This is a genomic window from Kineococcus sp. AC630, assembly GCF_979255925.1.
The window spans coordinates 67,569-91,934 of sequence record NZ_CEEDMJ010000012.1; the positions used below are offsets into that span (position 1 = coordinate 67,569).

A 24,366-nucleotide genomic window follows, 5' to 3' on the forward strand; every position below is an offset into this window, starting at 1 on the left:
GCAGGGTGGGCCATGATCGCGGCATGAGCGACAAGCCCGGGGTGGCCGTCCTGCTGACCGGTGGAACCATCGGCAGCGGTGGTCACGACGACCTCGACCGCCTCGACTACGTCGACCTCGGGCACGTCCTCACCGACGAGGAGGCGCTGCCGCTCTACCGCTTCCCCGACGACGTGGACGTCTCCCCGCGCCGGGTCCGGCGGATCCCGAGCACGGCCGCCGACGAGGGGTTCTGGGCGGAGCTGCGCACCGCGGTGCTGACCATCGCGCGGGAGGAACCCGACGTCGCCGGGGTCGTCATCACGCACGGCACCGCGACGCTGGAGGAGACCGCCTACGTCCTGCAGCTCACGCTGGCGAGCGACCTGCCCGTGGTGCTCGTCGGGGCGCAGCGCCCACCGACGGCCGTCGGTTCCGACGCCCAGGTGGGGCTCGCCAACGCGATCCGGGTCGCGGCCTCGCCGTCCTCGCGCGGGCACGGGGTGCTGGTCGTCATGGACGACCGGATCCTGTCGGCGCGCGACGTCCTCAAGACGTCGAACTCGGGTCTGGACACCTTCCGCGCCCGTGACCACGGCGCTCTCGGCGACGTCGACCCCTACGGCGGGGTCTGGTTCTACCGCAAGCTGCTGCGCCGCCACACCACGTCGTCGCGCTTCGCCGCGCAGGCCCAGCCGGTGTGGCCGCGGGTGGAGATCGTGCCCGTCTGGGCCGGCGCCGACGCCCGGGTGGTGGAACGTCCCGTCGCCGACGGCGCTCGCGGGCTGGTGGTCGCCTCGTTGCCGCCGAGCATGAACCCGCCCGCCGTCGAGGTCGCGATCCAGCAGGCCGTCACCGCCGGGGTCGTCGTGGTCGCGAGCAGCCGCGCGATCACCGGCCGCGTCACGCAGCGGCACGCCTTCGACGAGCGTGGACTCGTCGGCAGCGACACGCTCTCCCCCCAGCAGGCCCGCATCCTGCTCTCGCTGTGCCTGGCGGCGGGTCTGGGGCACGAGGAGATCGTCGAGGCGTTCGCCACGCACTGAACCCACCCCGCGGGTCGTAACCTCTCCGAGTGCCGAAAACCCCTGCCCCGGCCACGACGACCGCGGACGGGTCGGTCGGCTGGTCGCGTCCCCTCGCGCTCGTCGTGGCCCTGGCGTTCTTCATGGAGAACCTCGACGCGACGATCCTCACCACGGCGACGCCCTCGATCGCGAGGGCCTTCGACGTCGTCCCGGCCGACCTCGGGCTCGCGGTCACGGCGTACCTGGTCGCGGTGGCGGCGTTCATCCCGTTCGGCTCGTGGGCGGCGGACCGGCTCGGGGCACGGCCCGTGTTCCTGGTCTCGATCGTGGTGTTCACCCTGGCGTCGGTGCTCTGCGCGGCCTCCGACTCCGTCGCGACCCTCACCACCGCCAGGGTCCTGCAGGGCATCGCCGGCAGCATGCTCGTCCCGATCGGGCGGCTGGTGGTCCTCAGCGGAACGGCCAAGTCGGACCTCGTGCGCGCGATCGCCTACCTCACGTGGCCCGCTCTCGTCGCCCCGGTCATCGCCCCGCTGCTCGGCGGGATCCTCACCGAGTACGCGGGGTGGCCGTGGATCTTCTGGGTGAACGTCCCCGTCGGGATCGTGCTGGCCCTGGCCGCGTGGCGGATCGTGCCGCAGGTCCCCCGCCGGCGGCGCCCGCTGGACGGGGTCGGGCTCGTGCTGCTGGTGGTGGCCGTGAGCGCGCTGGTCCTCGGGATGGAGTTCGTGGCCGACGCGTCGACGACGTTCGCGGGGGCCGGTCTGCTCGTCGGGTCGGTACTCGTGGGGACCCTCGCGGTGTTCTGGTTCCGGCGTGCCGCGCACCCGGTGCTCGACCTGCGCCCCCTGCGCATCCCGACGTTCCGCGCCTCGAACTCGGCCGGTTCGGTCTACCGCGGGGTCGTCAGCGCCGCCCCGTTCCTGCTGCCGCTGCTGCTGCAGGAGGGTTTCGGGTGGACTCCCGTGCGGGCCGGGGCGATGTTGATGGCGGTGTTCGCGGGGAACCTCGGGATCAAGCCCGCGACGACCCCGTTGGTGCGCCGGTTCCGGCTGGTGCCCATCATCGTGGTCGCGACCTGCGTGCTGGCCGCGTCGTTCGTGGCGGCGGCGCTGCTGCGTCCGGGCACCCCGGAGATCGTCGTGGCGCTGGTGTTCCTCGTGTCCGGCGCGGCCCGCTCGGTGGGTTTCACCGCTTACAACACCCTGCAGTTCGCCGACGTCCCCGGGGCCCAGATGAGTCCCGCCAACGCGGTGGCCTCGATCAGCAGCCAGCTCGCGACGGGGGTCGGGATCGCCGTGGCGGCCCTGCTCGTCCGGGCGGCGGCCGGCCTCGCCCCCGACGGTGACGCCGCCTCCGCCTACCGCGCCGCGCTGGTGGGGATGGCCGTCCTGGGCCTGCTCAGCATCGTCGAGTCGGCGTCGCTGCCCCGCGGTGCGGGTGACGCCGTCCGCGCGGGACGGCGCTGATCAGCGGCCGGAGGACGCGCGTCCGCCGAGGACGTCGTCGAGGAGACCGGGGAGACCGGCGGGGACGATCGTCTCGGAGGTGTAGCGCAGGTCCGCGGCGCTCCACCAGCGGTGCCCGAGGTGGTGGTCGACCTCCCAGTCGGTGAGCCCCGCCTCGATCGCACCGCGTGGGCTCCGGCCGGCGAAGACGTGCTCCTGCGCATCGCCGGAGACGTCGCCGGCGAGCGGGACGACCTCGACGTCCACGACGGAGGCCTGTTCTCGCAGGTGCCGGACGGCCGCCGCCGCGGGGCCCTCGTCGGCGCCGACGTCGCCGCCGGGCGTCGTCCAGACGTGACCTCCCCCGGGCAGCCCCGTCCGCAGGAGGAGGACCCGCCCGTCGTCGTCGACGAGCAGCACCCGGGTGGTTCGTGCGTGGCCCACCCGGGCAGCCTACGAAACCTGGCCGACGCCGGGCCGTCAGCGCGTGAGGAACAACCGCACGGCCAACGCCAACCCGGCCACGGCGATGACGGTCCGCAGCACCCGCGGGTCGAGGCGCCGCACGATGACCGGCCCGATCCGGCCCCCCACGACGCACCCGAGGCCGAGGAGCAGCGCCGCCCACCAGTCCACCGGCCCGAACACCGCGAAACCGACGGCGGCGACGGTGTTCGCGGCCCCGGTGAGCACGTTCTTCAGCGCGTTGTTGCGGGCGAGGGACTGGGCGTGCAGCACCTCGGAGAGCGCGAGCATCAGCACCCCGGCGGCGGCGCCGAAGTAGCCGCCGTAGATCCCGACGAGGAAGATCGCGACGAGGGCGGCGGGGTTGCCCGGGGAGAGCCGACCGGGCTGCAGCTGCTTGATCCGTGGTTGCAGCAGGATCGTCACCGAGGCTCCGGCCACGAGGAACGGGACGACCACCTCGAACGCGTCCGGCGGGAGGGTGAGCAGCAGCACGCAGCCCACGGCGCCGCCCGCCGCGGCGATCGGCAGCAGCCGCTTCAGCCGGGCGCCCTGACCGGAGAGCTCGGGTCGGGAACCGGCCGCCGTGCCGGCCGTGACCCCGAGCAGGGCCATCGAGTTGGTGACGTTGGCGGCCAGCGGGGACAGCCCGGTCAGCAGCAGCGCCGGGTAGGAGACGAGCGAGGCGAGCCCCGCCGTGCTGCCGACGAGCCCCGCCAGCACCCCGGCCAGCAGGAGCAGCGGGATCTCGACGGGCGACACGTTGCCCGATCCAACCAGTGCGTCCGGGTTCACCGGACCTCGGTGCCTGCGGGGCCTCCCCCGGTGTCGGTGGTCTGTGCTGTGCTGTGCGCGTGACGACCTCCGACAGCGCCGTTGACGTCTCAGCCCATCCGACGCTCACCGCCGAGGAACTCGAACCCCGCCTCGCCGCGCACCGCTCCGAGCTCAGGGGCTACTGCTACCGGATGCTCGGTTCCGCCTTCGACGCCGAGGACGCCGTCCAGGACACGATGGTCCGGGCGTGGAAGAGCATCGACGGCTACGCGGGCCGGTCGGGCCTGCGGTCCTGGCTGTACCGGATCGCCACGAACGTCTGCCTCACGATGCTCGAGAACCGGAAGCGGCGCGCACGGCCGATGGACCTCTCGGCCACCGCGTGGGCGCCGGTCGAGGCGTCGCTGCAGCGCAGTCAGCCGGAGGACACCTGGCTGGAACCGATGGTCGACGACCGGGTGCTGCCGGAAGCCGGCGACCCCGCCGACATCGCCGTGGCCCGGGAGTCGATCCGCCTCGCCTTCGTCGCGGCGCTGCAGCACCTGCCCCCGCGTCAGCGTTCGGTCCTCATCCTGCGCGACGTCCTGCGCTGGAAGGCGGAGGAGGTCGCGAACCTGCTCGACACGACGACGGCGTCGGTGAACAGCGCGTTGCAGCGGGCCCGGGCGACGCTGGCCGAACGCCCCGACGTGGAACGCACCGAGCCCCTCGACGACAGCCACCGCACGTTGCTGGAGGACTACGTCCGGGCCTTCGAGGCCTACGACATGGACGCCTTCGTGAAGCTCCTCGCGGCCGACGTCACGCAGAACATGCCGCCGTTCGACCTGTGGCTGGAGGGCGCGCAGGACATCACCGCCTGGATGCTCGGCCCCGGCCACCAGTGCCGCGGGTCGAAGCTGGTCCCGGTGACGATGAACGGGTCCCCCGCCTACGTCCACTACAAGCCGATCGGGGCCGACGGCGAGCTCGTGCCGTTCGCCGTGCAGGCCCTGGAGCTGGCCGAGGGGAAGATCGTGCGGATCACGTCGTTCCTGGACACCCGGCTCTTCGACCTCTTCGGCTTCCCGCAGGAGCCCCCGGCCTGATCAGCCCATCGACTTCCGGCCGTCGACGGCCTCGCGCAGGAGGTCCGCGTGACCGGCGTGCTGGGCGACCTCCGCGAGCACGTGGACGAACACCCGCCGGGTGCTCCACTGCCCCGGCTCGAACCAGGGTGCCTCCGGCAGGTCGTGCGCGAGGTCGAGGTCGAGGGTCCGCACGAGCTCGTCGGTGCGGGCGGCGACGGCCGCGTAGTCGGCCAGCACGCCGGCGACGGTCTCCCCGGGGAGCATCCGGAAGGAGTCGGCCCGCGCCTGGACGTCGGTGTCCGCGAAGGACGGCAGCCCGCCGGCCCCGTTCACGGCGAAGTCCGCCCACTGGGCCTCGGTCTGCGCGACGTGCTTGACCAGGCCCCCGAGGCACAACTCGCTCACGGTGGTCCGGGCCGCCGCCTGCTCGTCGCTCAGGTCGGTGAGGGTCTGGGTGAAGAGCCACCGGTGCTTGGTCAGGGCGGCCAGGAGGTCGTCCCGTTCGCCACCGGGAGCCGGAGTCCGTGCGGAGTCGCTGGTCATGGCGGCACGGTAGGGCCGGGGTCCGACACCACGCCTAGACTTCGCCCGATGCCTACGGCCCCTGCTCCGCGCACCCTCGCCGAGGACCTGCGCTCGCGCGCGGACGAGGACCTGGTGGTCCTGTTCTCGCAGCGACCCGACCTCGCCGCGCCCCTGCCCACGTCCTCGACGGCCCTGGCGACCCGGGCGACGACGCGGGCGAGCACCCAGCGTGCGCTGGAACGCCTGGACACCCCGGCCCTGCAGGTCGCCGAGGTGCTCGCGGTGCTGCCGGACCCGACGAGCGTCACCGCGGTCTCGAAGGCGTGGGGGGCGCGCGCCAACGACGTCGTCGCGCACCTGCGCCGCACCGCGCTGCTCTGGGGACCCGACCGCCGCCTGCACCTCGTCTCGGCCGTGCGCGAACTCCTCGGCCCGCACCCGGCGGGGCTCGGCCCGACGCTGGCCGACGCCCTGGGCCGTCGCTCCCCGCAGCGGCTGGCGGAACTGCTCGAGGACCTCGGTCTCGAGGTCAGCCACGACCCCGAGGTCGCCCTCACCCGCCTCGGGGAGCACCTCGGCGCTCCCGGCACGGTCGAGCAGGTGCTCGCCGACGCTCCCGAGGGGGTCAGGACGGTCCTGGACAAGCTGACCTGGGGACCGCCGACGGGTGCCGTCGAACGCGCCGACCGCCAGGTCCGGGCGGCGACGTCGACGGGGCCGGTGGACTGGTTGCTCTCGCGCGGGCTGCTGGCCGTGTCCGGCCCGGGAACCGTCGTGCTCCCCCGCGAGGTCGGCCTCGCGCTGCGCGGAGGTCGCGTGCACCGCACCCCCGACCGACGCCCGCCCGAACTGAGCACGACGACGCGACGCCACGAGGTCGTGCTCGCCGGTGGGGCCGAGGCCGCCGCGGAGGCGTGCCGCCTCGTCGACGAACTGGGCCGGTTGTGGGGTGCCGCGGGGCCGTCGGTGCTGCGCGCCGGTGGTCTCGGCGTGCGCGAGCTGCGACGGACGGCGAGCGCCCTCGAGGTCGACGAGTCCACGGCCGCACTGGTCGTGGAGACGGCCTGGGTCGCCGGGCTCGTCGCCGACGACGGCGAGGTCGAACCGCGGTGGCTGCCGACACCGGCCTACGACACCTGGGTCGAGGAGGACCTGCCCTACCGCTGGGTGCACCTGGCCAGTTGCTGGCTGGCGAGCACCCGGGTGCCCGCGATGGTCGGCAGCCGCGACGCCAAGGACGCCGCCCGCAACGCGCTGGGCCCGGACCTCGACCGCGCCTCCGCCCTCGTGGTGCGGCGCGCGGTGCTGAGCGAGCTCGCCGCGCTGGCGCAGGACGAGGTGGCGGCGACGGAGACGTTGGCGGCGCGGTTGCGCTGGCAGTCCCCGCGGCGGGCGACGAAGCTGCGCGACGACCTCGTGGGCTGGACCGTCAGGGACGCGTCCTGGCTGGGGGTCCTGGGGGCCGGTGCCCTCTCTCCCGCGGGCCGGGCCCTCCTGGTGGACGACGAGGAGGGGGCTGCCGCGGCGCTGTCGGCGGCCCTGCCGACGCCGGTGCGCGAGGTGCTGCTGCAGGCGGACCTGACCGCGGTGGCCCCCGGGCCCCTGGAGACCCACCTGTCCCGGCGGCTGGAGTCGCTGGCCCGGGTGGAGAGCCGGGGCGGCGCGACGGTCTACCGCTTCGACCCGACGTCGGTGCGCCACGGCCTCGACGACGGTCAGACGGCCGACGAGGCCCTGGCCTTCCTCGCCGCGTTGTCCTCCACGGGTGTCCCGCAGCCGCTGGAGTACCTGGTCCGCGACGTCGCCCGCCGCCACGGCCGGGTCCGGGTCGGGCGTGCGGGGTCCTACGTGCGCGCCGAGGACCCGGCCCTGCTCGCGGAGCTCGTCGCCGACAAGCGCTGCGCGGCGATCGGGTTGCGGATGCTGGCCCCGACCGTCCTGGCCAGCCCGGCCGATCCGGACGAAGTCCTGTCCGTGCTGCGTCAGGTCGGGGTGGCCCCGGCGGCCGAGGGCCCCGACGGCGAACTCCTGGTGCGGCGGACGACGGCGATGCGCTCGGGCCCGCGCCCCTCGCCCCGCCCCGTGACGGGTGAACCGCCCGCACCGGGCGCCGCGCTGCTCGCCGCGGCCGTCCAGACCGTCCGCGCCGGTGACGAGGACGTGGCGGAGCTGGAGCGACGCCGCGAGCGCACCCGGGACGCCCCGCCGCTGCCGCCGATGGACCCGACGACGTCGCTGGCCGTGCTGCGCGACGCGGTGGGACGGCGACGACCGGTGTGGATCGGCTACGTGGACGCGTCCGGCTCCACGAGCCGGCACCTCGTCGAACCCCTGGGGGTGGAGGGCGGGCGGATCACCGCGTTCGACCACGAGCAGCGCTCGGTCCGCTCCTACTCGGTGCACCGGGTCACCGGTGTGGCCGAGGCGCAGGCCTGAGCGGAGGCTCGTGTCGGAGAGGTGAGCTAGCGTCGTAGCGCACGACGACCAGATCGAGGACACCCCACGGGAGCGCGAACCAGCATGAGCGACAGCGGTCAGGGCGACGGACAGCGTTCCTGGTGGGAGAAGCCCGACCAGGAACCCCCGGCGCAGGACCCCTACCGGGCGGGCGCCACCCCGTCCTCCGCCGAGGACGCGCACGACCCGTACCGGTCGACGCCGCCGGCCGCGGACGCCCCGACGCAGGCCCACCCCACCGCGCCGCCGACGGAGAGCCTCCCGCGCTACGGGCAGCCGAGCAGCCCCTACGGGCAGCCGGGTCAGTCGGATCAGCCGTCCTCGCCCTGGTCGCAGCAGTCCCCGCCGTCGTCCTCGCCCTACGGGCAGCAGAACGGCCAGCCCACGGGCTACGGGCAGAACCAGCAGTACCCGTCGAGCTACCCGGGCCAGCAGCAGTACCCGAACCCGTCCTACCCGAACCAGCAGTACCCGAACCAGTACGGCAGCTACGGCGCCCCGCAGCAGGCGCCGGTCGCGGGCATGGCGCACGCCGTCCTGTGGACCGCCGTCGGCGGGCTGGTGCTGATGTTCACGGGTCTGGGCTGGATCGCGGCGATCGTCGCGCTGGCCCTCATCCCCCGGGCCCGTCGCGAGATCATGGAGGCCAACGGCGCCAAGCGCGGTCTGGGGTTCCTGCTCGCGGGGAAGATCTGCGCGTGGGTGAACATCGGTCTGACGGTCCTGGGCCTGATCGGGCTCGCGATCATCATCGGGATCGGCACCAACGGCGGGTTCGACAGCAGCTCGACGTTCGACTCCAACTCCGTGAGCGTCCTGTTCACGCACTGACCGGAAGTACCAGACCCCCTGCGGAGTTGACCACCAGGTGACCGACGGACCCCTCATCGTCCAGAGCGACAAGACCCTGCTGCTCGAGGTCGACCACCCGCGCGCGAGTGCGTGCCGGGCGGCGATCGCTCCCTTCGCCGAACTCGAACGTGCCCCCGAGCACGTCCACACCTACCGGTTGACGCCGTTGGGGCTGTGGAACGCCCGCGCCGCGGGCCACGACGCCGAACAGGTCGTCGACACCCTGCTGGAGTTCTCCCGCTACTCCGTCCCGCACGCGTTGCTGGTCGACGTGGCCGAGACGATGGCCCGCTACGGCCGGCTGCAGCTGGTGAAGGACGAGGAGCACGGCCTCGTCCTGCGCTCCCTCGACGCTCCCGTGCTCGAGGAGATCCTGCGCAGCAAGAAGGCCTCGCCGCTGCTGGGGACCCGCATCGCCCCGGACACCGTCCTGGTGCACCCGAGCGAACGCGGGAACCTCAAGCAGGTGCTGCTGAAGCTGGGCTGGCCGGCCGAGGACCTCGCCGGGTACGTCGACGGTGAGGCGCACGCGATCGACCTGGCCGAGGACGGCTGGACCCTGCGGCCCTACCAGGCCGACGCGGTGGACAACTTCTGGCACGGCGGGTCCGGGGTGGTCGTGCTGCCCTGCGGGGCCGGCAAGACCCTCGTGGGGGCGGCCGCGATGGCCAAGGCCCGCGCGACGACGCTGATCCTCGTGACCAACACCGTCTCGGCCCGGCAGTGGCGCGACGAGCTGCTCAAGCGCACCTCGCTGACCGAGGACGAGATCGGCGAGTACTCCGGGGCCCGCAAGGAGATCCGCCCGGTGACGATCGCGACGTACCAGGTCGTCACGACGAAGCGGAAGGGTGTCTACCCGCACCTGGAGCTCTTCGACGCCCGCGACTGGGGACTCATCCTCTACGACGAGGTCCACCTGCTGCCCGCGCCCATCTTCCGGATGACCGCCGACCTGCAGGCCCGTCGCCGCCTCGGGCTGACGGCGACGCTGGTGCGCGAGGACGGCCGCGAGGGCGACGTGTTCTCCCTCATCGGTCCCAAGCGCTACGACGCCCCGTGGAAGGACATCGAGGCGCAGGGCTACATCGCGCCCGCCGACTGCGTCGAGGTGCGCGTCACCCTCCCCGACTCCGAACGCCTGGCCTACGCCACGGCCGAGGACGACGAGAAGTACCGGTTGTGCTCGACCTCCGCGTCGAAGTCCCGGGTGGTGGAGAAGCTCGTCGCGCAGCACAAGGGCGAGCCGACGCTGGTCATCGGTCAGTACATCGACCAGCTCGACGACCTCGGGAGGCGTCTCGACGCGCCCGTGATCAAGGGCGAGACGACGGTCAAGGAACGTCAGCGCCTCTTCGAGGCGTTCCGCCACGGCGAGATCACGACGCTCGTCGTCAGCAAGGTCGCGAACTTCTCGATCGACCTGCCGGAGGCCAAGGTCGCGATCCAGGTGTCGGGCTCGTTCGGGTCGCGCCAGGAGGAGGCCCAGCGCCTCGGCCGGGTGCTGCGGCCCAAGGGCGACCACGGCTCGGCGCGGTTCTACACCGTCGTCTCCCGCGACACCAAGGACCAGGACTACGCCGCCCACCGGCAGCGCTTCCTGGCCGAGCAGGGCTACGCCTACCGGATCGTGGACGCCGACGACATCGACGGTGGCGTCCCCGACGCCGACGGGGTCCTGCCCGGGAACTGAGGCGGCGCGGCTAGAGCGGAGCCAGGCGCGGGGCGGGTGTCACCGGGGCCATCGGGTCCACCGCCGGGGTCGGCACGAGGGCCGGGACCGCGCGCCCGCGCTGGGCCAGGGCGGCGAGCAGCAGGTCCGCGGGCTCGGGGCGGGCGTCCTGTCGTGCCTCGAGCCAGCCCAGCAGCCCGTCCGGACGGTTGGTGATGACGCCGTCGACCCCGGCCTCGACCAGCACCCGCCAGAGCGCCGCCTCGTTCACGGTCCACGGCCACACCGCCAGGCCGGCGGCGTGCAGTTCGGCCACCGCGGCGGGCCGGGCGGCCAGACAGGTGACGGACGGGTTGCAGGCGATCACGCCGAGGTCGCGGCGCAGGGCACGTCCCTGGGCGAGGGCGTCGGCGTCGAGGTCGTCGAGCAGGATCGCGCGGCGCACCTGCGGCGCCACCTGCTGCACGGTCATCAGCGTGTCCACCTCGAAGCTCTGCAGCACGACCTGCTCGAGGGCACCACTGCGGCGCACGTCCCGCAGCACCCCCTCGACCTCCGCACGGCCCCAGACGCCCTTCAGCTCCAGCAGCAGCTGGGCTCCGGGGTGCTCGGCGAGCAGGTTCAGCAGGTCCGCCAGCAGGGGGACGCGCTGGCCGCGGTAGGCGGTGGAGAACCAGGAACCGGCGTCGAGTCGGGCCAGCTCGGCGGGGCCGAGGTCGGACACCCGGCCGCTGCCCCCGGTGGTGGCGTCGACGTCGTCGTCGTGGATGAGGACGGCCGTGCCGTCGGCCGCGGGGTGCAGGTCGGTCTCGACCATGTGGGCACCGCACCGCAGGGCGGCCTCGAACGCGGCGAGGGTGTTCTCCGGCGCCACGGCGGAGTACCCGCGGTGGGCGATCACGAGGGGCAGGGCCGGCGAGGGGGCGTCGACCGGGAAGCGGCTGTCGAGGGTCACCAGGGGTCTCCGCCCTGCTGGGAGCGAGCACCGAGGGGTTGCCCGGCGCGTGTTCGAGGAGCCTTCGGCACGCCTGTGGGGGACCTGAAGCCGCGCCGGGGCCACCTCACCCGTCCGCAGGAACGGACCTGCGCCGGGTGAGGCACCCCCGTCGGGACGTCAGGCGGAGACGCCGGAACCCTGGCTCGCGACGTCGATGAGGACCTTCCCGACGGCGTCGCCCTCGACCGCCTCGTGGGCGGCGGCCGTCTGCGCCAGCGGGAAGCGCAGCAGGGGCAGACCGTGCTCCTCCCCCACCGGCAGCGCGCCGTCGCGCAGGGCGGCGGTGACGTCCTCCGCCGCGGCGGCCAGCGCCTGCGCGCCCATCGTGTACATGAGGATGAACTGCAGCCGGGTGTTGAGGACCATGTTCGCGCGGATGTCGACGCGCACGTCGTCACCGCCGTTGTTCGCGTAGCTGGCGATCGAGGCGCGCGGACGGACGACGGCCTGGTCCAGCTCGAGGTTCGGCGCGAGGGCGACCTCGACGACGAGGTCGACCCCGTCGGGGGCGATCGCACGGATCTCCGCGGCGGGGTCTCCCTCGCGGTAGTTGACGACGTGGTGGGCGCCGGCGGCAGTGGCCAGTCGCGCCTTCTCGGGTCCGCTGACGGTGGTGATCACCGTGGCCCCGGCCCAGCGGGCGAGCTGGATCGCCGCGTGCCCGACGGCGCCGGCGCCGCCGGAGACGAGCACGACCCGCCCGTCGAGCGCTCCGGGGGCCAGCCGTCGCGGGCCGTCCTCGGCCACGGTCAGGGCCCGGTGCGCGGTGACGGCCGGCACCCCCAGCGACGCGCCCACGTCGAAGGAGACCCCCTCGGGCAGCGGGGCCACCCGCTCGGCGGGCAGCACCGTGAACTCCTGCGCGGTACCCGTGGGGCGGCCGTGCGCGGCCATGCACGTCCACACCCGGTCGCCCACGGCGAAGCCGGTCACGCCCGGGCCGACGGCGTCGACGACCCCGGCACCGTCCTGGTTCGGGGTGGTCTCGGCGAAGGCGAGGGGCTGCCCGTCGCCGCTGCCGCGCCGGGACTTCCAGTCGGTGGGGTTGACCCCGGACACCACGACACGCACCCGGACCTCGCCGGCGCCGGGCTCGGGGACGGGGCGCTCCTCCAGGCGCAGGACGGAGGCGGGACCGGTCTCGGAGTACACGATGGACTTCACCTCGAGGCGAACCCCGCCCGGCCGCTCACTGTTCCGCTCAGGGTTCCGCTCAGGCCTGTTCCAGGCCCCGTCGTCGCAGCAGCGGGGCGAGGTCGGCGTCGCGGCCGCGGAACTCCCGGTAGGCCTGCAGCGGGTCGACGCTGCCGCCGCGGGACAGGACGGTCGCCCGGAAGTGCTCGCCGTTCTCCCGGCGCAGCCCGCCGTTCTCGGCGAACCACTCCACCGTGTCGGCGTCGAGGACCTCGCTCCAGACGTAGGAGTAGTAGGCCGCGGCGTACCCGCCACCGAAGACGTGGTGGAAGTAGGTGCTGCGGTAGCGCGGCGGGACGGTGTCGAGGGCGACGCCGGCGTCCTGCAGCGCGCGGGCCTCGAACGCGCCGACGTCGTCGGGGGTCGCGTCATCGAGGGCGCCGGGGGCGACGCGGTGCCACGCCTGGTCCAGCAACGAGGCGGCGAGGTACTCGGTGGTCCCGAACCCCTGGCCGTAGCCGCGAGCGGCCCGCAGACCGTCCACCGCTCCCTCCGGGAGGGGTTCGCCGGTCTCGACGTGGCGGGCGTAGCGGGCGATGACCTCGGGTTCGAAACCCCAGAACTCGTTGACCTGGGACGGGAACTCCACGAAGTCGCGGGGGACGCTGGTCCCGGAGAACCGCGGGAAGTGCACGTCGGAAAGCAACCCGTGCAGGGTGTGCCCGAACTCGTGGAAGAGGGTCTCGACCTCGTCGACGCTCAGCAGCGCCGGGTCGCCCAGGGCGGGTTTCGCCACGTTGAGGCAGTTCATGACGACGGGGCGCTGCCCCAGCAACCGCGACTGCTCGACGAAGGAACTCATCCACGCCCCACCGCGCTTCGTCGCCCGCGCGTAGGGGTCGAACAGGTACAGGCCCAGCGGACCGTTCTCGTCGGAGACCTCGAAGGCCCGCACGTCGGGGGAGAACACCGGGACGTCGGTGCGTTCGGTGAAGGTCAGCCCGTAGAGCGCCGTGGCCGTGGCGAACACCCCGTCGACCAGGACCCGTTCGAGGTCGAACCACGGTCGCAACGCCTCGGCGTCGACGGCGAAGCGCTCGCGCCGCAACCGTTCCGCGTAGTAGGCCCAGTCCCAGGGCTGCAACGGCCCCGTCTCGCCATCGGCGAGCAGCAGGTCGGCGATTTCCGCCTCCTCCCGACGGGCGTTCGCGACGGCGGCGGGGGCGAGACGGCGCAGCATCCCGACGGCGGCCTCGACGTCGCCCGCGGTCTCGTCCGCGACGACCCAGGAGGCGTGGTCGGGGTAGCCGAGCAGGGCGGCCCGTTCGGCGCGCACCGCCGCGATGCGCACCAGGACCGCCCGGGTGTCGTGCGCACCGCCGCGGCCCCCGCGCTGCACCGAGGCCTCGTGGACGAGTCGGCGGGTCTCCCTGCGGCGCAGGGACTCCAGCACGGGCTGACCGGTCGGGAGGACGAGCGGCACGAGGTAGCCGCCCCGCTCCCCCGCCGCGCTCGCGGCGCGGGCCAGCTCGCTCGGGGCCAGCCCGTCGAGCGCGTCGGCGTCGGTGAGGTGGACGGCGAGGGCGTTGGTGTCGGCGAGCAGTTCGACGTCGAACCGCGTGGTGAGCCGGGACAGTTCCTCGTTGAGCTCCCGCAACCGGGCGGCGTCGGCCTCCTCGAGCAGCGCCCCGGAGCGGGCCGCGTCGCGGTGCAGCTTCTCCAGCAACCGACGCGGCTCCCCGTCGAGGTCGAGGGAGGTGTCCTCGTGCATCTCGCGCACGCGGGCGACGAGACGCGGGTCGAGGCGGACGGCGTCGTGGTGGGCGGAGAGCCGCGGCGAGAACTCCTCCTGCACCGCCCGCAGCGCGTCGTCGGCGTCGGTCCCGACGAGGTTGAAGAACACCGCCTCGACACGGCCCAGCAACTGCCCGGCCGACTCCAGCGCGTCGAGGAACTGCGTCGGGCTCAGGTCGGCGGCGAGCAGCGCGTCGACCTCGCCGAGGTGCTCGGCCATCCCGGCCTCGAAGGCCGGGGCGTAGTGCTCGACGCGGATCCGGTCGAAGGGCGGCACCGCGAACGGCAGGTCGCTGGGGGCGGCGAACGGGTTCTGCGGATCGAGGGCCATGCCCCGATCCTCCCCGATCACCCCCGCGGCGCCACCAGGGACGTCACGAGGCGGTCGAGTTCGGCGGCGGGGTCGGGGGTCAGGCCGCAGTGCACGGGCGAGGTCTGCAGCACGGTCGAGCGGGGGGCGACGAGCCAGCGGAACCGGACGCCCTTCGCCTCGGTCGTGGGGGCCCCGCCGCGGGGGTCCCCGGCGCAGACGGCCTCGAGCGCCGCGAGGTGGCGGGTGACGGCCTCGACGTCGAGGTCCGGGGCCAGCGCCCGGGCCCGGTCCACGTCGAAGGCGGTGCGGGCCTGCAGGTGTTCCAGCGCGCGGCACCACAGCACGACGCCGGCGTTGACGAACTCGGCCCGCTCGACGCGGGGGACGACGCGGACGACGGCGTACTCGTAGACCTCCAGTGCGGGGACCTCCAGCTCAGCCACGGGGCACCTCCGCCTGGACCCGGGCCAGTTCCGAGACCCAGGAGGGGCCGGCGAGGCGGGCGGTGAACCAGTCGAGGTAGGCGCGGCGCAGGTCCTCGACGGAGTCGAAACCGGGTTCGTCCTCGAGCCAGCCGTCGGGGACCTCGTCGACGGCGGCGCGCAGGACGTCGGGGGACAACGCCGCGGCGCAGCGCCCGGCGACGTCGGTCACCGCCGCCGCGGCGCGCAGCAGCAGGTGGTCCTCGGCGTGGCGCAGCGGCCGGTCGGTGCTCGCGGCGGCGCGCGGCCAGTCGTGGTGGAAGTAGAGGGACGCACCGTGGTCGATGAGCCAGGGCCGGGCGCCCCACCACAACGAGTTCGGGTTGCGCCAGGAGCGGTCGACGTTGAGGACGAAGGCGTCGAACCACAGGACGCGCGCGGCCCAGTCGGGGTCGACGGGGTCCACCGCGGGGTCGAAGGAGAGCGCACCGGGCAGGAAGTCCATCCCCAGGTTCTCGCCCGGGGAACGCAGCAGCAGGTCCTGGACCTCCTCGTCGGGCTCACCCCGCCCGATGACCGGGTCGACGACGGCGACGACGAGTTCGGGGACGGCCAGGCCGAGCGCACCGGCGAGGTGCGCGGCGAGGACCTCGGCCACGAGCACCCGCCGGCCCTGCCCCGCGCCGTGGAACTTCACGACGTAGGTCCCCAGGTCGTCGGCCTCGCAGAGCCCGGGGAGGCTCCCGCCCTCCCGCAACGGCGCGACGTAGCGCGTCGCGGTCACCTTCCTCAGCACCCACAGATCTTCGCACCCCGACGCGCACGGGGCTCCGGGCGAGTCCCCAGGTCCCTCCCAGGGTTCGGGCGCAGAATCGTGGCCGTGAGATCTACGAGTTCCGCCCCGGAGGCCCGGCTGCTGGTGGTCGACGACGAGCCGAGCATCCGCGAGCTGCTGGCCACCAGCCTCCGCTTCGCCGGCTTCGAGGTCGCCTCGGCGGGTGACGGTGCCGAGGCGCTGAAGCTGGCCGAGGACTTCCGCCCGGACCTCGTGGTCCTCGACGTCATGCTGCCCGACGTCGACGGCTTCACCGTGACGCGCAAGCTGCGCGAACGGGGACGGCTCGTCCCGGTGCTGTTCCTCACCGCCCGGGACGACACCGCCGACAAGGTGGCGGGGCTCACCGTCGGCGGCGACGACTACGTGACGAAGCCCTTCAGCCTGGAGGAGGTCGTGGCCCGGATCCGGGCCGTGCTGCGCCGCACCGGCGGGGCCGAGGGCGCCGACACGGGGCGCCTGGTCTTCCACGACCTGGAACTCGAGGAGGACTCCCACGAGGTCCGCCGCGGCGGACGCGAGGTGGAGCTCTCCCCCACCGAGTTCAAGCTGCTGCGCTACCTCATGCTCAACCCGAACCGGGTGCTCTCCAAGGCCCAGATCCTCGACCACGTGTGGGACTACGACTTCAACGGCGAGGCGGGGATCGTGGAGAGCTACATCTCCTACCTGCGACGCAAGCTGGACACCGAGGGTCTGGAACCGCTGATCCACACCAAGCGGGGCGTCGGGTACGTCCTGCGCGTCGCGCAGACGGTGGGATGAGGTCGCCCGCGGACCGGGTGCGGTCCGCGAGGGGCAGGGTCCTGGCGGCCGAGGCGCACCTGCCGTTGCGGGTGCGCCTGCTCTGCATCGTGGTGCTGCTGCTGGTGATGGCGATGACGGTGACGAGCCTGGTCTCGTTGCAGCTGCTGCAGAACAGTCTGCGGAGCCAGGTCGACGAGGAGCTGAGCACCAAGGGCGTCGCGGCGATCAAGAACGCGTTCCCGGCCTTCAACCAGTCCTCTCCCCAGGACCGGTTGCTATCGGACTACTACGTGCAGATCGCGGACGCGGACGGTGCGAACCCCTCCGAGTGGTGCACCTCCGACGACTCCGAGCACTGCTCGGAGCGGCCTCTCCTGCCCGCGCTGACGAACGCCTACGTGGCGGCGAAGCAGGGGAAGCCGTTCACGGCGACCGATGAGGGCAGCGGTGACCCGTGGCGGGTCCTCCTCTTCGCGGGCTCCTCGAACGGGACCCGGGTGAACATCGCGGTCGCCCTCCCGCTCGCGGGTGCGACCCAGACGGTGGCCGACTTCCGGGTCACCGCGCTGGCCGTCGCGATCGCGGTCCTCGTCCTCGGTGGGTTCGCCGCCGCCCTGGCGATCCGGCGCAGCTTCCAGCCCCTGGACGACATCGAGCGCACCGCGTCGGCCATCGCGGCCGGTGATCTCTCCCAACGGGTTCCGGACCACCCGCAGAGCACCGAGATCGGCCGTCTGTCGAGCGCGCTGAACACGATGCTGACCCGGATCGAGGCGCTGTTCCACTCCCAGCAACGTTCCGAGGAGCAGATGCGGCGCTTCGTCGCCGACGCCAGCCACGAACTCCGCACGCCGCTGGCCGCCATCCGTGGTTTCGCCGAGCTGTACCGGCAGGGCGCGGTGCGCGAACCCGACGACGTCGCCCACGTGATGGAACGCATCGAGGGCGAGTCGACGCGACTCGGTCACCTCGTGGAGGACCTGCTGCGCCTGGCCCGGCTCGACGAGGCGCAGCGGCGCCGGAGCGCGACCCGGGAACCCGTCGACCTCGCGGTGGTCGCCTCCGACGCCGTGCACGACGCCCGGGGGTTGGCGTCGGACCGTTCGGTGCGTCTGGTGGGGCTCGAGGACGGCGTGGGCCCGAACTCCGCGATCGTGCTGGCCGACGAGTCCGGGATGCGCCAGGTCCTGACGAACCTGCTGGGCAACGCCCTGGACCACACCCCCGCCGGGACGCCGGTCGAGGTCGCCGTGGGCCGGCTGATGGGCCCGTCAGGTCCGGAGTCGGTGGTGGAGGTGCGCGACCACGGGCCGGGGCTGACCCCGGAGCAGGCGGACCGGGTCTTCGAGCGCTTCTACCGGGTCGACTCCTCGCGACGCCGCGGGACGGGTGGCGGGTCCGGGTTGGGCCTGGCGATCGTCTCGACGATCGTGGAGGTCCACGGTGGGACGGTGGCCGTCGCGCCCACGGAGGGTGGTGGGGCGACCTTCCGGGTACGGTTCCGCGCCGACAGCCCCACCAGCACCGTCCCGCCCGAGGAACCGGTCGAGGACGACCCTCCGTCCCCGATCATTCACAGCTAGGTTCCAGCTGACTCCGGGTTCACCTGCAGCCCGGTGTCCGTTACTAGAGGTGCGAGCGCGGACCCCGCGCCCGGAACGACCAGCAGACGCCCGACTCGCAGAGGTGAATCAGGATGAACGGCTCCGACGAACGTCAGACCCCCGACGGCAACGGTCACGCCCCGTCCGGCGTGGCGACCGGCGGAGCCTTCCCCGGCACTGTCGTCACCACCCAGGCCCGCGGCAGCGACGAGAACCGCGGCTGGGGCGAGAACTCCCCCACCCAGCCCCAGCAGTGGGACTGGAACCAGGCCGGCTACGGCCAGCCCCCCCAGGGTGAGCAGTCCGGCCACCAGTACGGGCAGCGCGACCCGTGGACGACCCCCGGCGGTCCGACCCCGCCCAACGGCAACGGCGGTGACGACCACGGCCGGGGCGGGGGCGGTGGCGGGCGCGGCCCGCGTCGTTCCCCGGGCTGGTTCGGGGTGGCCGGGGCCGCGCTGGCCGGTGCCGTCGCCGCGAGCCTGCTGACCGCGGCCGCGGTCGGCGCCTTCGGCCAGGACACCTCCGCCTCCGGGTCGGGCGCCTCCAGCTCCTCGTCCAGCTCCGCCCAGATCCAGGGCGTCAGCGAGACGACCGTGAACTGGCAGGCCGTCGTGAGCGCGGTCGCGCCGAGCGTCGTGGCCGTCACCGTCGAGGGTTCGGCGGGCACGGCCGAGGGGTCCGGCATCGTCTACGACGCCTCCGGCTACATCGTCACCAACAACCACGTCGTGTCGGGTCTGGGCACGGGGGCGACGATCACCGTCACCCTCTCCGACGGCCGCGAGTACAAGGCGACCATCAAGGGCACGGACACGGCGACCGACCTCGCCGTCATCCAGCTGAGCGACCCGCCGAGCGACCTCAAGGCCGCGACGTTCGCCGACTCCGACGACGTGGTCGCCGGCCAGGCCGTGATGGCGCTGGGCAACCCGCTGGGCCTGTCGGGCAGCGCGACGACGGGCATCGTCTCGGCCCTGGACCGCCCGGTGCTCACCCAGGCCGAGGACGAGAGCCAGTCGCAGAACCCCTTCGGTCAGCAGCAGCAGCAGACGACCGGTGAGACCGCGGCCACCAACGCCATCCAGACCGACGCCGCGATCAACCCGGGCAACTCCGGCGGGGCGCTGCTGGACTCCTCCGGCAAGGTCATCGGGATCAACTCCTCGATCGCCTCGTTGAGCTCGAGCTCCAGCGCGACGCAATCCGGCAGCATCGGCCTGGGCTTCGCCATCCCCTCCAACGAGGTCAAGATGATCGCCGACCAGCTCGTGAAGTCCGGGACGGCGCAGCACGCCTGGCTGGGGGTCAGCCTCTCCGAGAACCCCGCCACGGTCACCGTCGGCGACGTGACCCGCGAGGGCGCGGAGGTGGCCGACGTGACCAGCGGCGCTCCCGCCGCCGCCGCGGGCGTGCAGAAGGGTGACGTCATCACCGCGGTCGACGGGCAGACCGTCGACGGCTTCGAGTCCCTCACCGCGACGATCCGCGGCAAGGCCGTGGGCAGCTCCGTCGAGCTGACCGTGGTGCGCAACGGCGCCGAGCAGAAGCTCACCGCGACGCTGACGGCACGCGCCGAGAACTGATCCCGAACGCCTGACGGCCCCGCTCCCGGACACCCGGGGGCGGGGCCTGCTCGCGTCAGGCGTCGGGTGCGACCAACGGTGACCACCAGCGCTCCGCCGGGACGGCGAGGACGCCCTCCCCGACGCAGACCCCGTCGTGGACCACGACGGTCCCGGCCGGCGTCCGGCTCCATCGGCGGCGGAAGCCCCGCACCCGGCCGGTGAGCTGCGCGACCTCCACCAGGTCCGGGCCGGTGACGAGGTAGTGGGTGCCGTGCGGGAGCGGGACGACGTCGGCGCGGACGACGTCCACGCGCACCCCGTCCTCCACCCCGCTGGCGAGGACCTTCTCGCCCCGCCGCTTCGGGGTGCGCAGGCCGGCGGACTGCAGGCGGCGCAACAGCTCCCGGGTGCTGACCCGGGTGGCGCCGGCGGCGACGGCCTCCTCGACGCGCTCCTCGGGGACGTCGTAGTGGTCGCCCTCGAAGGCTCGGCGGGGGATCCCGAGGCGGGCCGCGAACGCGTGCAGCTCCTCGGTGGAGGTGTCGCTGGCGAGGTGGGCCCACCACCGGCCGTGGCCGGGGAAGCGCGCGGTGTCGACGAGGACGGTCACGCGCGGGCCGTCCGTGCGTGCACAGGGTGCGACCACTGCTGGACCAGGCGCGGATCTGTGGACAACGCGGCGGTACTCCCCCGGTGGCGACCTACGTTCCTCGTGCGCCGGGTCGTCCGGTCGCTCACGAGTCCGCGGGCGTGTCCCGCGGGGAGGAGGATCCCATGAGCCGGTTCGAGGTCGACAGTGCACGCGTCCAGCAGGCGAGCGCCGCCGTCGCCGTCTCCTCGGGCAACGTCGCCACCGAGGTCGAGGGCATGATGCGGCACCTGCTGGACCTCGAGTCGTGCTGGAAGGGCAGTGCGGCGTCGAGCTTCCAGACCCTGACGCAGCGGTGGCGCCTCACCCAGGACCAGGTGCGGACCACGCTGGAGGAGATCCAGCAGGCGCTGGCGCGGGCCGCGCAGCAGTACGCCGACGTGGAGTCGGCCAACGCCCGGATGTTCACGGCCTGACGCAGCGGAGGCCCCGCGCTCGGTGCGCGGGGCCTACCGGTGGTTCGCCTCGATCAGGCGGCGTGCGAGAGCGTCGTCGTCTGCGCTCCGGGGACGCTCCAGCGCATCTCCAGGTGCCGACGGCCCGACGCGTCGCGGACCTCGACCCAGTGCGCGGTGGGCGTAGCACCCGTGGTCAACGTGGCCTTGGTCTGAGTGTTGTTCATGTGCCACCTCCTGTTCATCTTCCGTTCACTTTACCGGTCACTGGAGGATCGGCAAGCCACGGCGGAACTTCACACGTAGTGACCTGTCCCACACGAAAGATCACCTCCCCCCGGGAACGGGTCCCCCGACGCACCCCGCCGTACCCTTGGTGGGTGACCCCTGTCGATCTCGGTGTGCCCCGCCTGCGGCGCAGCCCGAGCACGGACGCCGACGCCCCGCGCTTCGCGACGGGGGCCCTGGTCGACCAGCACGGCCGGACGGCGCGCGACCTCCGGGTCTCCCTCACCGACCGCTGCAACCTGCGCTGCCACTACTGCATGCCCCCCGAGGGCCTGCCGTGGCTCGAACGCAGCCGGGTGCTGGACGACGAGGAGACCATCCGGTTGATCCAGGTCGCGGTGCGCGACCTGGGCGTCCACGAGGTGCGCTTCACCGGCGGGGAACCGTTGCTGCGCAAGGGTCTGGAGCGGATCGTGGCCGCGACCACCGTGCTGCGCACCGACACCGGGGAACCCGTCCGCACGTCGCTGACCACCAACGGCATCGGTCTGCACCGGCGGGCAGCGGCCCTGGCCGAGGCGGGACTGACCCGGGTGAACGTCTCCCTGGACACCCTGCGTCCCGACCGCTTCGCCGAGATCACCCGGCGCGACCGCCTCGCCGACGTCCTGGCCGGCATCAGCGCGGCCGCCGCCGCCGGCCTGGCCCCCGTCAAGGTGAACGCCGTGCTGCTGCGCGGGACCAACGACGACGAGGCCGCCGACCTGCTCCGCTGGGCCCTGGAGGGCGGCTACCGGCTGCGGTTCATCGAGCAGATGCCGCTCGACCCGCACGGCACCTGGCGCCGCGAGGACATGATCACGGCCGAGGAGATCCTGGCCGCCCTGCAGGCGGAGTTCACCCTGCTGCCCCGTCCGGACAGCGCGCGGGGGGCGGCACCGGCCGAGACCTGGGACGTCGTCGGGGCCGACGGCCTGCTGGGCGACGTCGGGATCATCGCCTCCGTCACCCGGCCGTTCTGCGGGGACTGCGACCGGACGCGGCTGACCGCCGACGGCCAGGTGCGGACCTGCCTGTTCTCCAGCACGGAGACGGACCTGCGCGACGCGATGCGCTCCGGTGCGGACGACGCGAGCCTGGCCGCGACGTGGCGGGCGGCGATGTGGGGCAAGCTCCCCGGCCACGACATCGACGACCCGGCCTTCCTGCACCCCACCCGGCCGATGAGTGCGATCGGTGGCTGAGGAGGTGGACGAGATCTCGGTGCTGGTGCGCTTCTTCGCCGGCGCGGCCGCGGCCGCGGGCGTGGAGGAGGAGAAGGTGGTCGTCCCGGCCGGGGCCACGGTCGGCTCCCTCGTGGAGACCCTCGCGCTCCGCGGCCCCGAACTGGCCCGGGTGCTGGCCGCCTCCAGCTTCCTGGTCGAGGCCGTCTCGGCGCGTCCGGAGGACGCCCTCGCCGACGGCGTCACCCTCGACGTCCTGCCCCCATTCGCCGGGGGCTGAGCTCAGCGGCCGAGCCGGGCGATCGAGCCGGCCAGGTGCACCCGCATCGCCGCGCGAGCGGTCTCGGCGTCGCCGCGTTCGAGCGCGCCCAGCACCGCCTCGTGCTCGGACACCACCTGCTCCAGCGATCCCGGTTCACCGGCCAGCCGGGCGCTGGGCATCGCGATCATCGGCTCGCCCAACGTGCCCACCAGGTCGGCCAGGTACCGGTTCCCGGACGCGACGGCGATCGCGTGGTGGAAGTGGAAGTCCGCGCCGACGGCGTCCGCCGCCCGGTCCTGGGCGGCGGCGAACGACCTCGCCGCGCGGCGCACGACGGCGAGCTGCTCCTCGCTGCGCCGGGTGGCGGCCAGGGCGGCCGCCTCGGTCTCCACCCCGAGGCGGAACTCCAGCAGCTGGACGCGGTCGGCACGGGAGCCGCCGATCTCGGGCGCGAACGTCCGCCCGCTCGGCCGGGCCAGCACGAACGACCCGCGTCCCTGCTGGGTCTCGACCAGGCCGGCGGCCTGCAACCGCGACATCGCCTCGCGCACCACCGTGCGCGACACCGAGAACTCCCCGACGAGCTCGCTCTCGGAGGGGACGGGCCGTCCCGGGGCGAGGTCGCCGTCGACGATCCGGGCGCGCAGGACGTCGACGAGGGCCTGGGTGCGGGTGGTGGTGCGGGTGGTCACGAGATGCCGAACTCCACGGAGTCGGTCGTCCACGCCCGGGCCTGGTCGGTGAGGGTGAACCCCAGCCCCGGGCGGTCCGGGACGACCATGCGCCCGTCGACGGTCTCGAGCCGTTCCTCGAAGAGCGGGTTCAGCCACTCGAAGTGCTCCACCCACGGCTCCCGCGGGTAGGTCGCCGCGAGGTGCAGGTGGATCTCCATCGCGAAGTGCGGCGCGAGCTGCAGCCCCGCCTGGTCGGCGAGGGCGGCGAGGCGCAGGAACGGGGTGATGCCGCCGATGCGGGGGGCGTCGGGCTGGATGACGTCGGCGGCGCCGTGCTCGATGAGGGCGATGTGCTCACCGACGCTGGAGAGCATCTCCCCCGTCGCGATCGGGGTGTCGAGCGCGCGGGCGAGGTCGGCGTGCCCGACGGCGTCGTAGGCGTCGAGGGGTTCCTCGATCCAGACCAGGTCGAACTCCTCCAGCGCGCGCCCCATCCGCAGCGCGGCGGGCCGGTCCCACTGCTGGTTGGCGTCGACCATGAGCGGGACGTCGGCCCCGAGGTGCTCGCGCACGGCGGCGACCCGGCGCAGGTCCTCGCGCTGGTCGGGCTGGCCCACCTTGATCTTGATGCCGCCGATCCCGGCCGCGAGCGACTCGTCGGCGCGGGCCTGCACCTGCGCCAGCGGAGCGTGCAGGAACCCACCGGAGGTGTTGTAGGCGCGGACGGAGTCGCGGTGGGCGCCGAGCAGCTTCGCCAGCGGCAGCCCGGCGCGCTTGGCCTTGAGGTCGTAGAGGGCGATGTCCAGCGCCGCGATGGCCTGCGTCGCGACGCCGCTGCGTCCGACGGAGGCTCCGGACCAGAGCAGCTTCGTGTAGACCCTGGCGATGTCGTTGGGGTCCTCGCCGAGCAGGTCGGCGGCGACCTCGCGGGCGTGGGCGTACTGCGCCGGCCCACCGGCGCGCTTCGAGTAGCTGAACCCCGTCCCCGAGAAGCCCTGGTCGGTGCTGATCTCGGCGAAGAGGAACACGATCTCGGTCATCGGCTTCTGCCGGCCGGTCAGGACCTTGGCGTCGCTGATGGGCGTCGGGAGCGGCAGGGTCGCCGTCGAGAGCTTCACGTGGCGGATGCGGTCGGGGACGTAGTGCGCCTGGACCCGTGGTGCGGGTTCGTCGACGAGGGTCACGGAACTCAGCTCCTTCGCTGTCGGTCCACTCATCGTACGAGTCGATCGACTCGTACGACAAGCC

At 73.6% G+C, this 24,366-nt stretch carries 24 protein-coding genes; 12 read left to right on the forward strand and 12 right to left on the reverse strand.

The genetic code is table 11. From position 1 onward, the window contains the following. The first annotated feature begins 23 nt into the window (after positions 1 to 23). A complete protein-coding gene (locus AC0I8G_RS14070) occupies positions 24 to 1,025 on the forward strand; it encodes an asparaginase (protein WP_471730465.1) in 1,002 nt (333 codons plus the stop codon). A 29-nt stretch (positions 1,026 to 1,054) separates the two neighbouring features. Continuing rightward, complete coding sequence (locus AC0I8G_RS14075; protein WP_471730466.1) at positions 1,055 to 2,476, forward strand: MFS transporter; 1,422 nt, start codon at positions 1,055 to 1,057, stop codon at positions 2,474 to 2,476. Here AC0I8G_RS14075 and AC0I8G_RS14080 read toward each other — a convergent pair whose 3' ends face one another. Together AC0I8G_RS14080 and AC0I8G_RS14085 are read right to left on the reverse strand one after the other, a co-directional pair. Continuing rightward, positions 2,477 to 2,899 carry an NUDIX domain-containing protein gene (locus AC0I8G_RS14080; protein ID WP_471730467.1) on the reverse strand — a complete coding sequence of 141 codons (423 nt, stop codon included), beginning with the start codon at positions 2,897 to 2,899 and terminating at the stop codon, positions 2,477 to 2,479. A 36-nt stretch (positions 2,900 to 2,935) separates the two neighbouring features. Next, positions 2,936 to 3,682 carry a sulfite exporter TauE/SafE family protein gene (locus tag AC0I8G_RS14085; protein WP_471730468.1) on the reverse strand — a complete coding sequence of 249 codons (747 nt, stop codon included), beginning with the start codon at positions 3,680 to 3,682 and terminating at the stop codon, positions 2,936 to 2,938. Positions 3,683 to 3,774: 92 nt separating this feature from the next. On the opposite strand from AC0I8G_RS14085, the gene AC0I8G_RS14090 reads away from it, so the two are divergent. Continuing rightward, positions 3,775 to 4,785, forward strand: a complete 1,011-nt coding sequence (locus AC0I8G_RS14090) for a sigma-70 family RNA polymerase sigma factor (RefSeq protein WP_471730469.1) — start codon at positions 3,775 to 3,777, stop codon at positions 4,783 to 4,785. Here the strand turns inward: AC0I8G_RS14090 and AC0I8G_RS14095 are convergent, their stop codons facing one another. Next, a complete protein-coding gene (locus AC0I8G_RS14095; RefSeq protein WP_471730470.1) occupies positions 4,786 to 5,310 on the reverse strand; it encodes a DinB family protein in 525 nt (174 codons plus the stop codon). A 48-nt stretch (positions 5,311 to 5,358) separates the two neighbouring features. Here AC0I8G_RS14095 and AC0I8G_RS14100 point away from each other — a divergent pair, with 48 nt between their 5' ends. From AC0I8G_RS14100 to AC0I8G_RS14110, 3 genes are all read left to right on the forward strand, one after another. Next, complete coding sequence (locus AC0I8G_RS14100) at positions 5,359 to 7,728, forward strand: helicase-associated domain-containing protein (protein ID WP_471730471.1); 2,370 nt, start codon at positions 5,359 to 5,361, stop codon at positions 7,726 to 7,728. Positions 7,729 to 7,812: 84 nt separating this feature from the next. Continuing rightward, the gene (locus AC0I8G_RS14105) at positions 7,813 to 8,580 is read left to right on the forward strand and encodes a DUF4190 domain-containing protein (RefSeq protein WP_471730472.1); all 768 of its coding nucleotides are present in this window, start codon (positions 7,813 to 7,815) and stop codon (positions 8,578 to 8,580) included. A gap of 37 nt (positions 8,581 to 8,617) precedes the next feature. Continuing rightward, complete coding sequence (locus AC0I8G_RS14110) at positions 8,618 to 10,294, forward strand: DNA repair helicase XPB (protein ID WP_380261426.1); 1,677 nt, start codon at positions 8,618 to 8,620, stop codon at positions 10,292 to 10,294. Positions 10,295 to 10,304: 10 nt separating this feature from the next. Here the strand turns inward: AC0I8G_RS14110 and AC0I8G_RS14115 are convergent, their stop codons facing one another. From AC0I8G_RS14115 to AC0I8G_RS14135, 5 genes are all read right to left on the reverse strand, one after another. Then, positions 10,305 to 11,228 (reverse strand): glycerophosphodiester phosphodiesterase, encoded by a 924-nt coding sequence (locus AC0I8G_RS14115; protein ID WP_471730473.1) that lies wholly within the window; start codon positions 11,226 to 11,228, stop codon positions 10,305 to 10,307. A gap of 159 nt (positions 11,229 to 11,387) precedes the next feature. Further along, positions 11,388 to 12,434 carry an NADPH:quinone reductase gene (locus AC0I8G_RS14120; RefSeq protein ID WP_471730474.1) on the reverse strand — a complete coding sequence of 349 codons (1,047 nt, stop codon included), beginning with the start codon at positions 12,432 to 12,434 and terminating at the stop codon, positions 11,388 to 11,390. A gap of 49 nt (positions 12,435 to 12,483) precedes the next feature. After that, positions 12,484 to 14,529: a M3 family metallopeptidase gene (locus AC0I8G_RS14125; protein ID WP_471730475.1), complete on the reverse strand. Its 2,046-nt coding sequence runs from the start codon at positions 14,527 to 14,529 to the stop codon at positions 12,484 to 12,486. Positions 14,530 to 14,546: 17 nt separating this feature from the next. Beyond that, on the reverse strand, positions 14,547 to 14,954 hold the full coding sequence (locus AC0I8G_RS14130; protein ID WP_471730476.1) for a DUF3037 domain-containing protein: 408 nt from the start codon (positions 14,952 to 14,954) through the stop codon (positions 14,547 to 14,549). Then, positions 14,947 to 15,729 carry a HipA family kinase gene (locus AC0I8G_RS14135; protein WP_471730477.1) on the reverse strand — a complete coding sequence of 261 codons (783 nt, stop codon included), beginning with the start codon at positions 15,727 to 15,729 and terminating at the stop codon, positions 14,947 to 14,949. The genes AC0I8G_RS14130 and AC0I8G_RS14135 overlap by 8 nt, the downstream gene beginning before the upstream one ends. Positions 15,730 to 15,813: 84 nt before the next feature. Here AC0I8G_RS14135 and AC0I8G_RS14140 point away from each other — a divergent pair, with 84 nt between their 5' ends. From AC0I8G_RS14140 to AC0I8G_RS14150, 3 genes are all read left to right on the forward strand, one after another. Further along, positions 15,814 to 16,533 (forward strand): response regulator transcription factor, encoded by a 720-nt coding sequence (locus AC0I8G_RS14140; protein WP_380261414.1) that lies wholly within the window; start codon positions 15,814 to 15,816, stop codon positions 16,531 to 16,533. Further along, positions 16,530 to 18,098 carry a sensor histidine kinase gene (locus AC0I8G_RS14145; RefSeq protein WP_471730478.1) on the forward strand — a complete coding sequence of 523 codons (1,569 nt, stop codon included), beginning with the start codon at positions 16,530 to 16,532 and terminating at the stop codon, positions 18,096 to 18,098. The genes AC0I8G_RS14140 and AC0I8G_RS14145 overlap by 4 nt, the downstream gene beginning before the upstream one ends. Positions 18,099 to 18,211: 113 nt before the next feature. Continuing rightward, complete coding sequence (locus tag AC0I8G_RS14150) at positions 18,212 to 19,705, forward strand: S1C family serine protease (protein WP_471730479.1); 1,494 nt, start codon at positions 18,212 to 18,214, stop codon at positions 19,703 to 19,705. A gap of 55 nt (positions 19,706 to 19,760) precedes the next feature. On the opposite strand, the gene AC0I8G_RS14155 is transcribed toward AC0I8G_RS14150, so the two are convergent. Beyond that, positions 19,761 to 20,297, reverse strand: coding sequence for a DUF4031 domain-containing protein (locus tag AC0I8G_RS14155; protein ID WP_471730480.1), 537 nt, complete (start codon positions 20,295 to 20,297; stop codon positions 19,761 to 19,763). Between the two features lie 164 nt (positions 20,298 to 20,461). Between AC0I8G_RS14155 and AC0I8G_RS14160 the strand changes: the two genes are divergently transcribed. Beyond that, positions 20,462 to 20,752 carry a WXG100 family type VII secretion target gene (locus tag AC0I8G_RS14160; protein ID WP_471730481.1) on the forward strand — a complete coding sequence of 97 codons (291 nt, stop codon included), beginning with the start codon at positions 20,462 to 20,464 and terminating at the stop codon, positions 20,750 to 20,752. A 53-nt stretch (positions 20,753 to 20,805) separates the two neighbouring features. Here AC0I8G_RS14160 and AC0I8G_RS14165 read toward each other — a convergent pair whose 3' ends face one another. Then, a complete protein-coding gene (locus AC0I8G_RS14165; RefSeq protein WP_471730482.1) occupies positions 20,806 to 20,958 on the reverse strand; it encodes a hypothetical protein in 153 nt (50 codons plus the stop codon). 153 nt (positions 20,959 to 21,111) lie between these two features. On the opposite strand from AC0I8G_RS14165, the gene moaA reads away from it, so the two are divergent. Both moaA and AC0I8G_RS14175 read left to right on the forward strand, forming a co-directional pair. Further along, entirely contained in the window at positions 21,112 to 22,203 is a 1,092-nt protein-coding gene (gene moaA / locus AC0I8G_RS14170; protein ID WP_471730483.1) for a GTP 3',8-cyclase MoaA, read from the forward strand. Further along, positions 22,196 to 22,462 (forward strand): MoaD/ThiS family protein, encoded by a 267-nt coding sequence (locus AC0I8G_RS14175; protein ID WP_471730484.1) that lies wholly within the window; start codon positions 22,196 to 22,198, stop codon positions 22,460 to 22,462. The genes moaA and AC0I8G_RS14175 overlap by 8 nt, the downstream gene beginning before the upstream one ends. A 2-nt stretch (positions 22,463 to 22,464) precedes the next feature. Here the strand turns inward: AC0I8G_RS14175 and AC0I8G_RS14180 are convergent, their stop codons facing one another. Both AC0I8G_RS14180 and AC0I8G_RS14185 read right to left on the reverse strand, forming a co-directional pair. Then, positions 22,465 to 23,136: a FadR/GntR family transcriptional regulator gene (locus AC0I8G_RS14180; RefSeq protein WP_471730485.1), complete on the reverse strand. Its 672-nt coding sequence runs from the start codon at positions 23,134 to 23,136 to the stop codon at positions 22,465 to 22,467. Beyond that, positions 23,133 to 24,335, reverse strand: a complete 1,203-nt coding sequence (locus AC0I8G_RS14185) for an L-talarate/galactarate dehydratase (protein ID WP_471730486.1) — start codon at positions 24,333 to 24,335, stop codon at positions 23,133 to 23,135. The genes AC0I8G_RS14180 and AC0I8G_RS14185 overlap by 4 nt, the downstream gene beginning before the upstream one ends. Between the last annotated feature and the right edge of the window lie 31 nt (positions 24,336 to 24,366).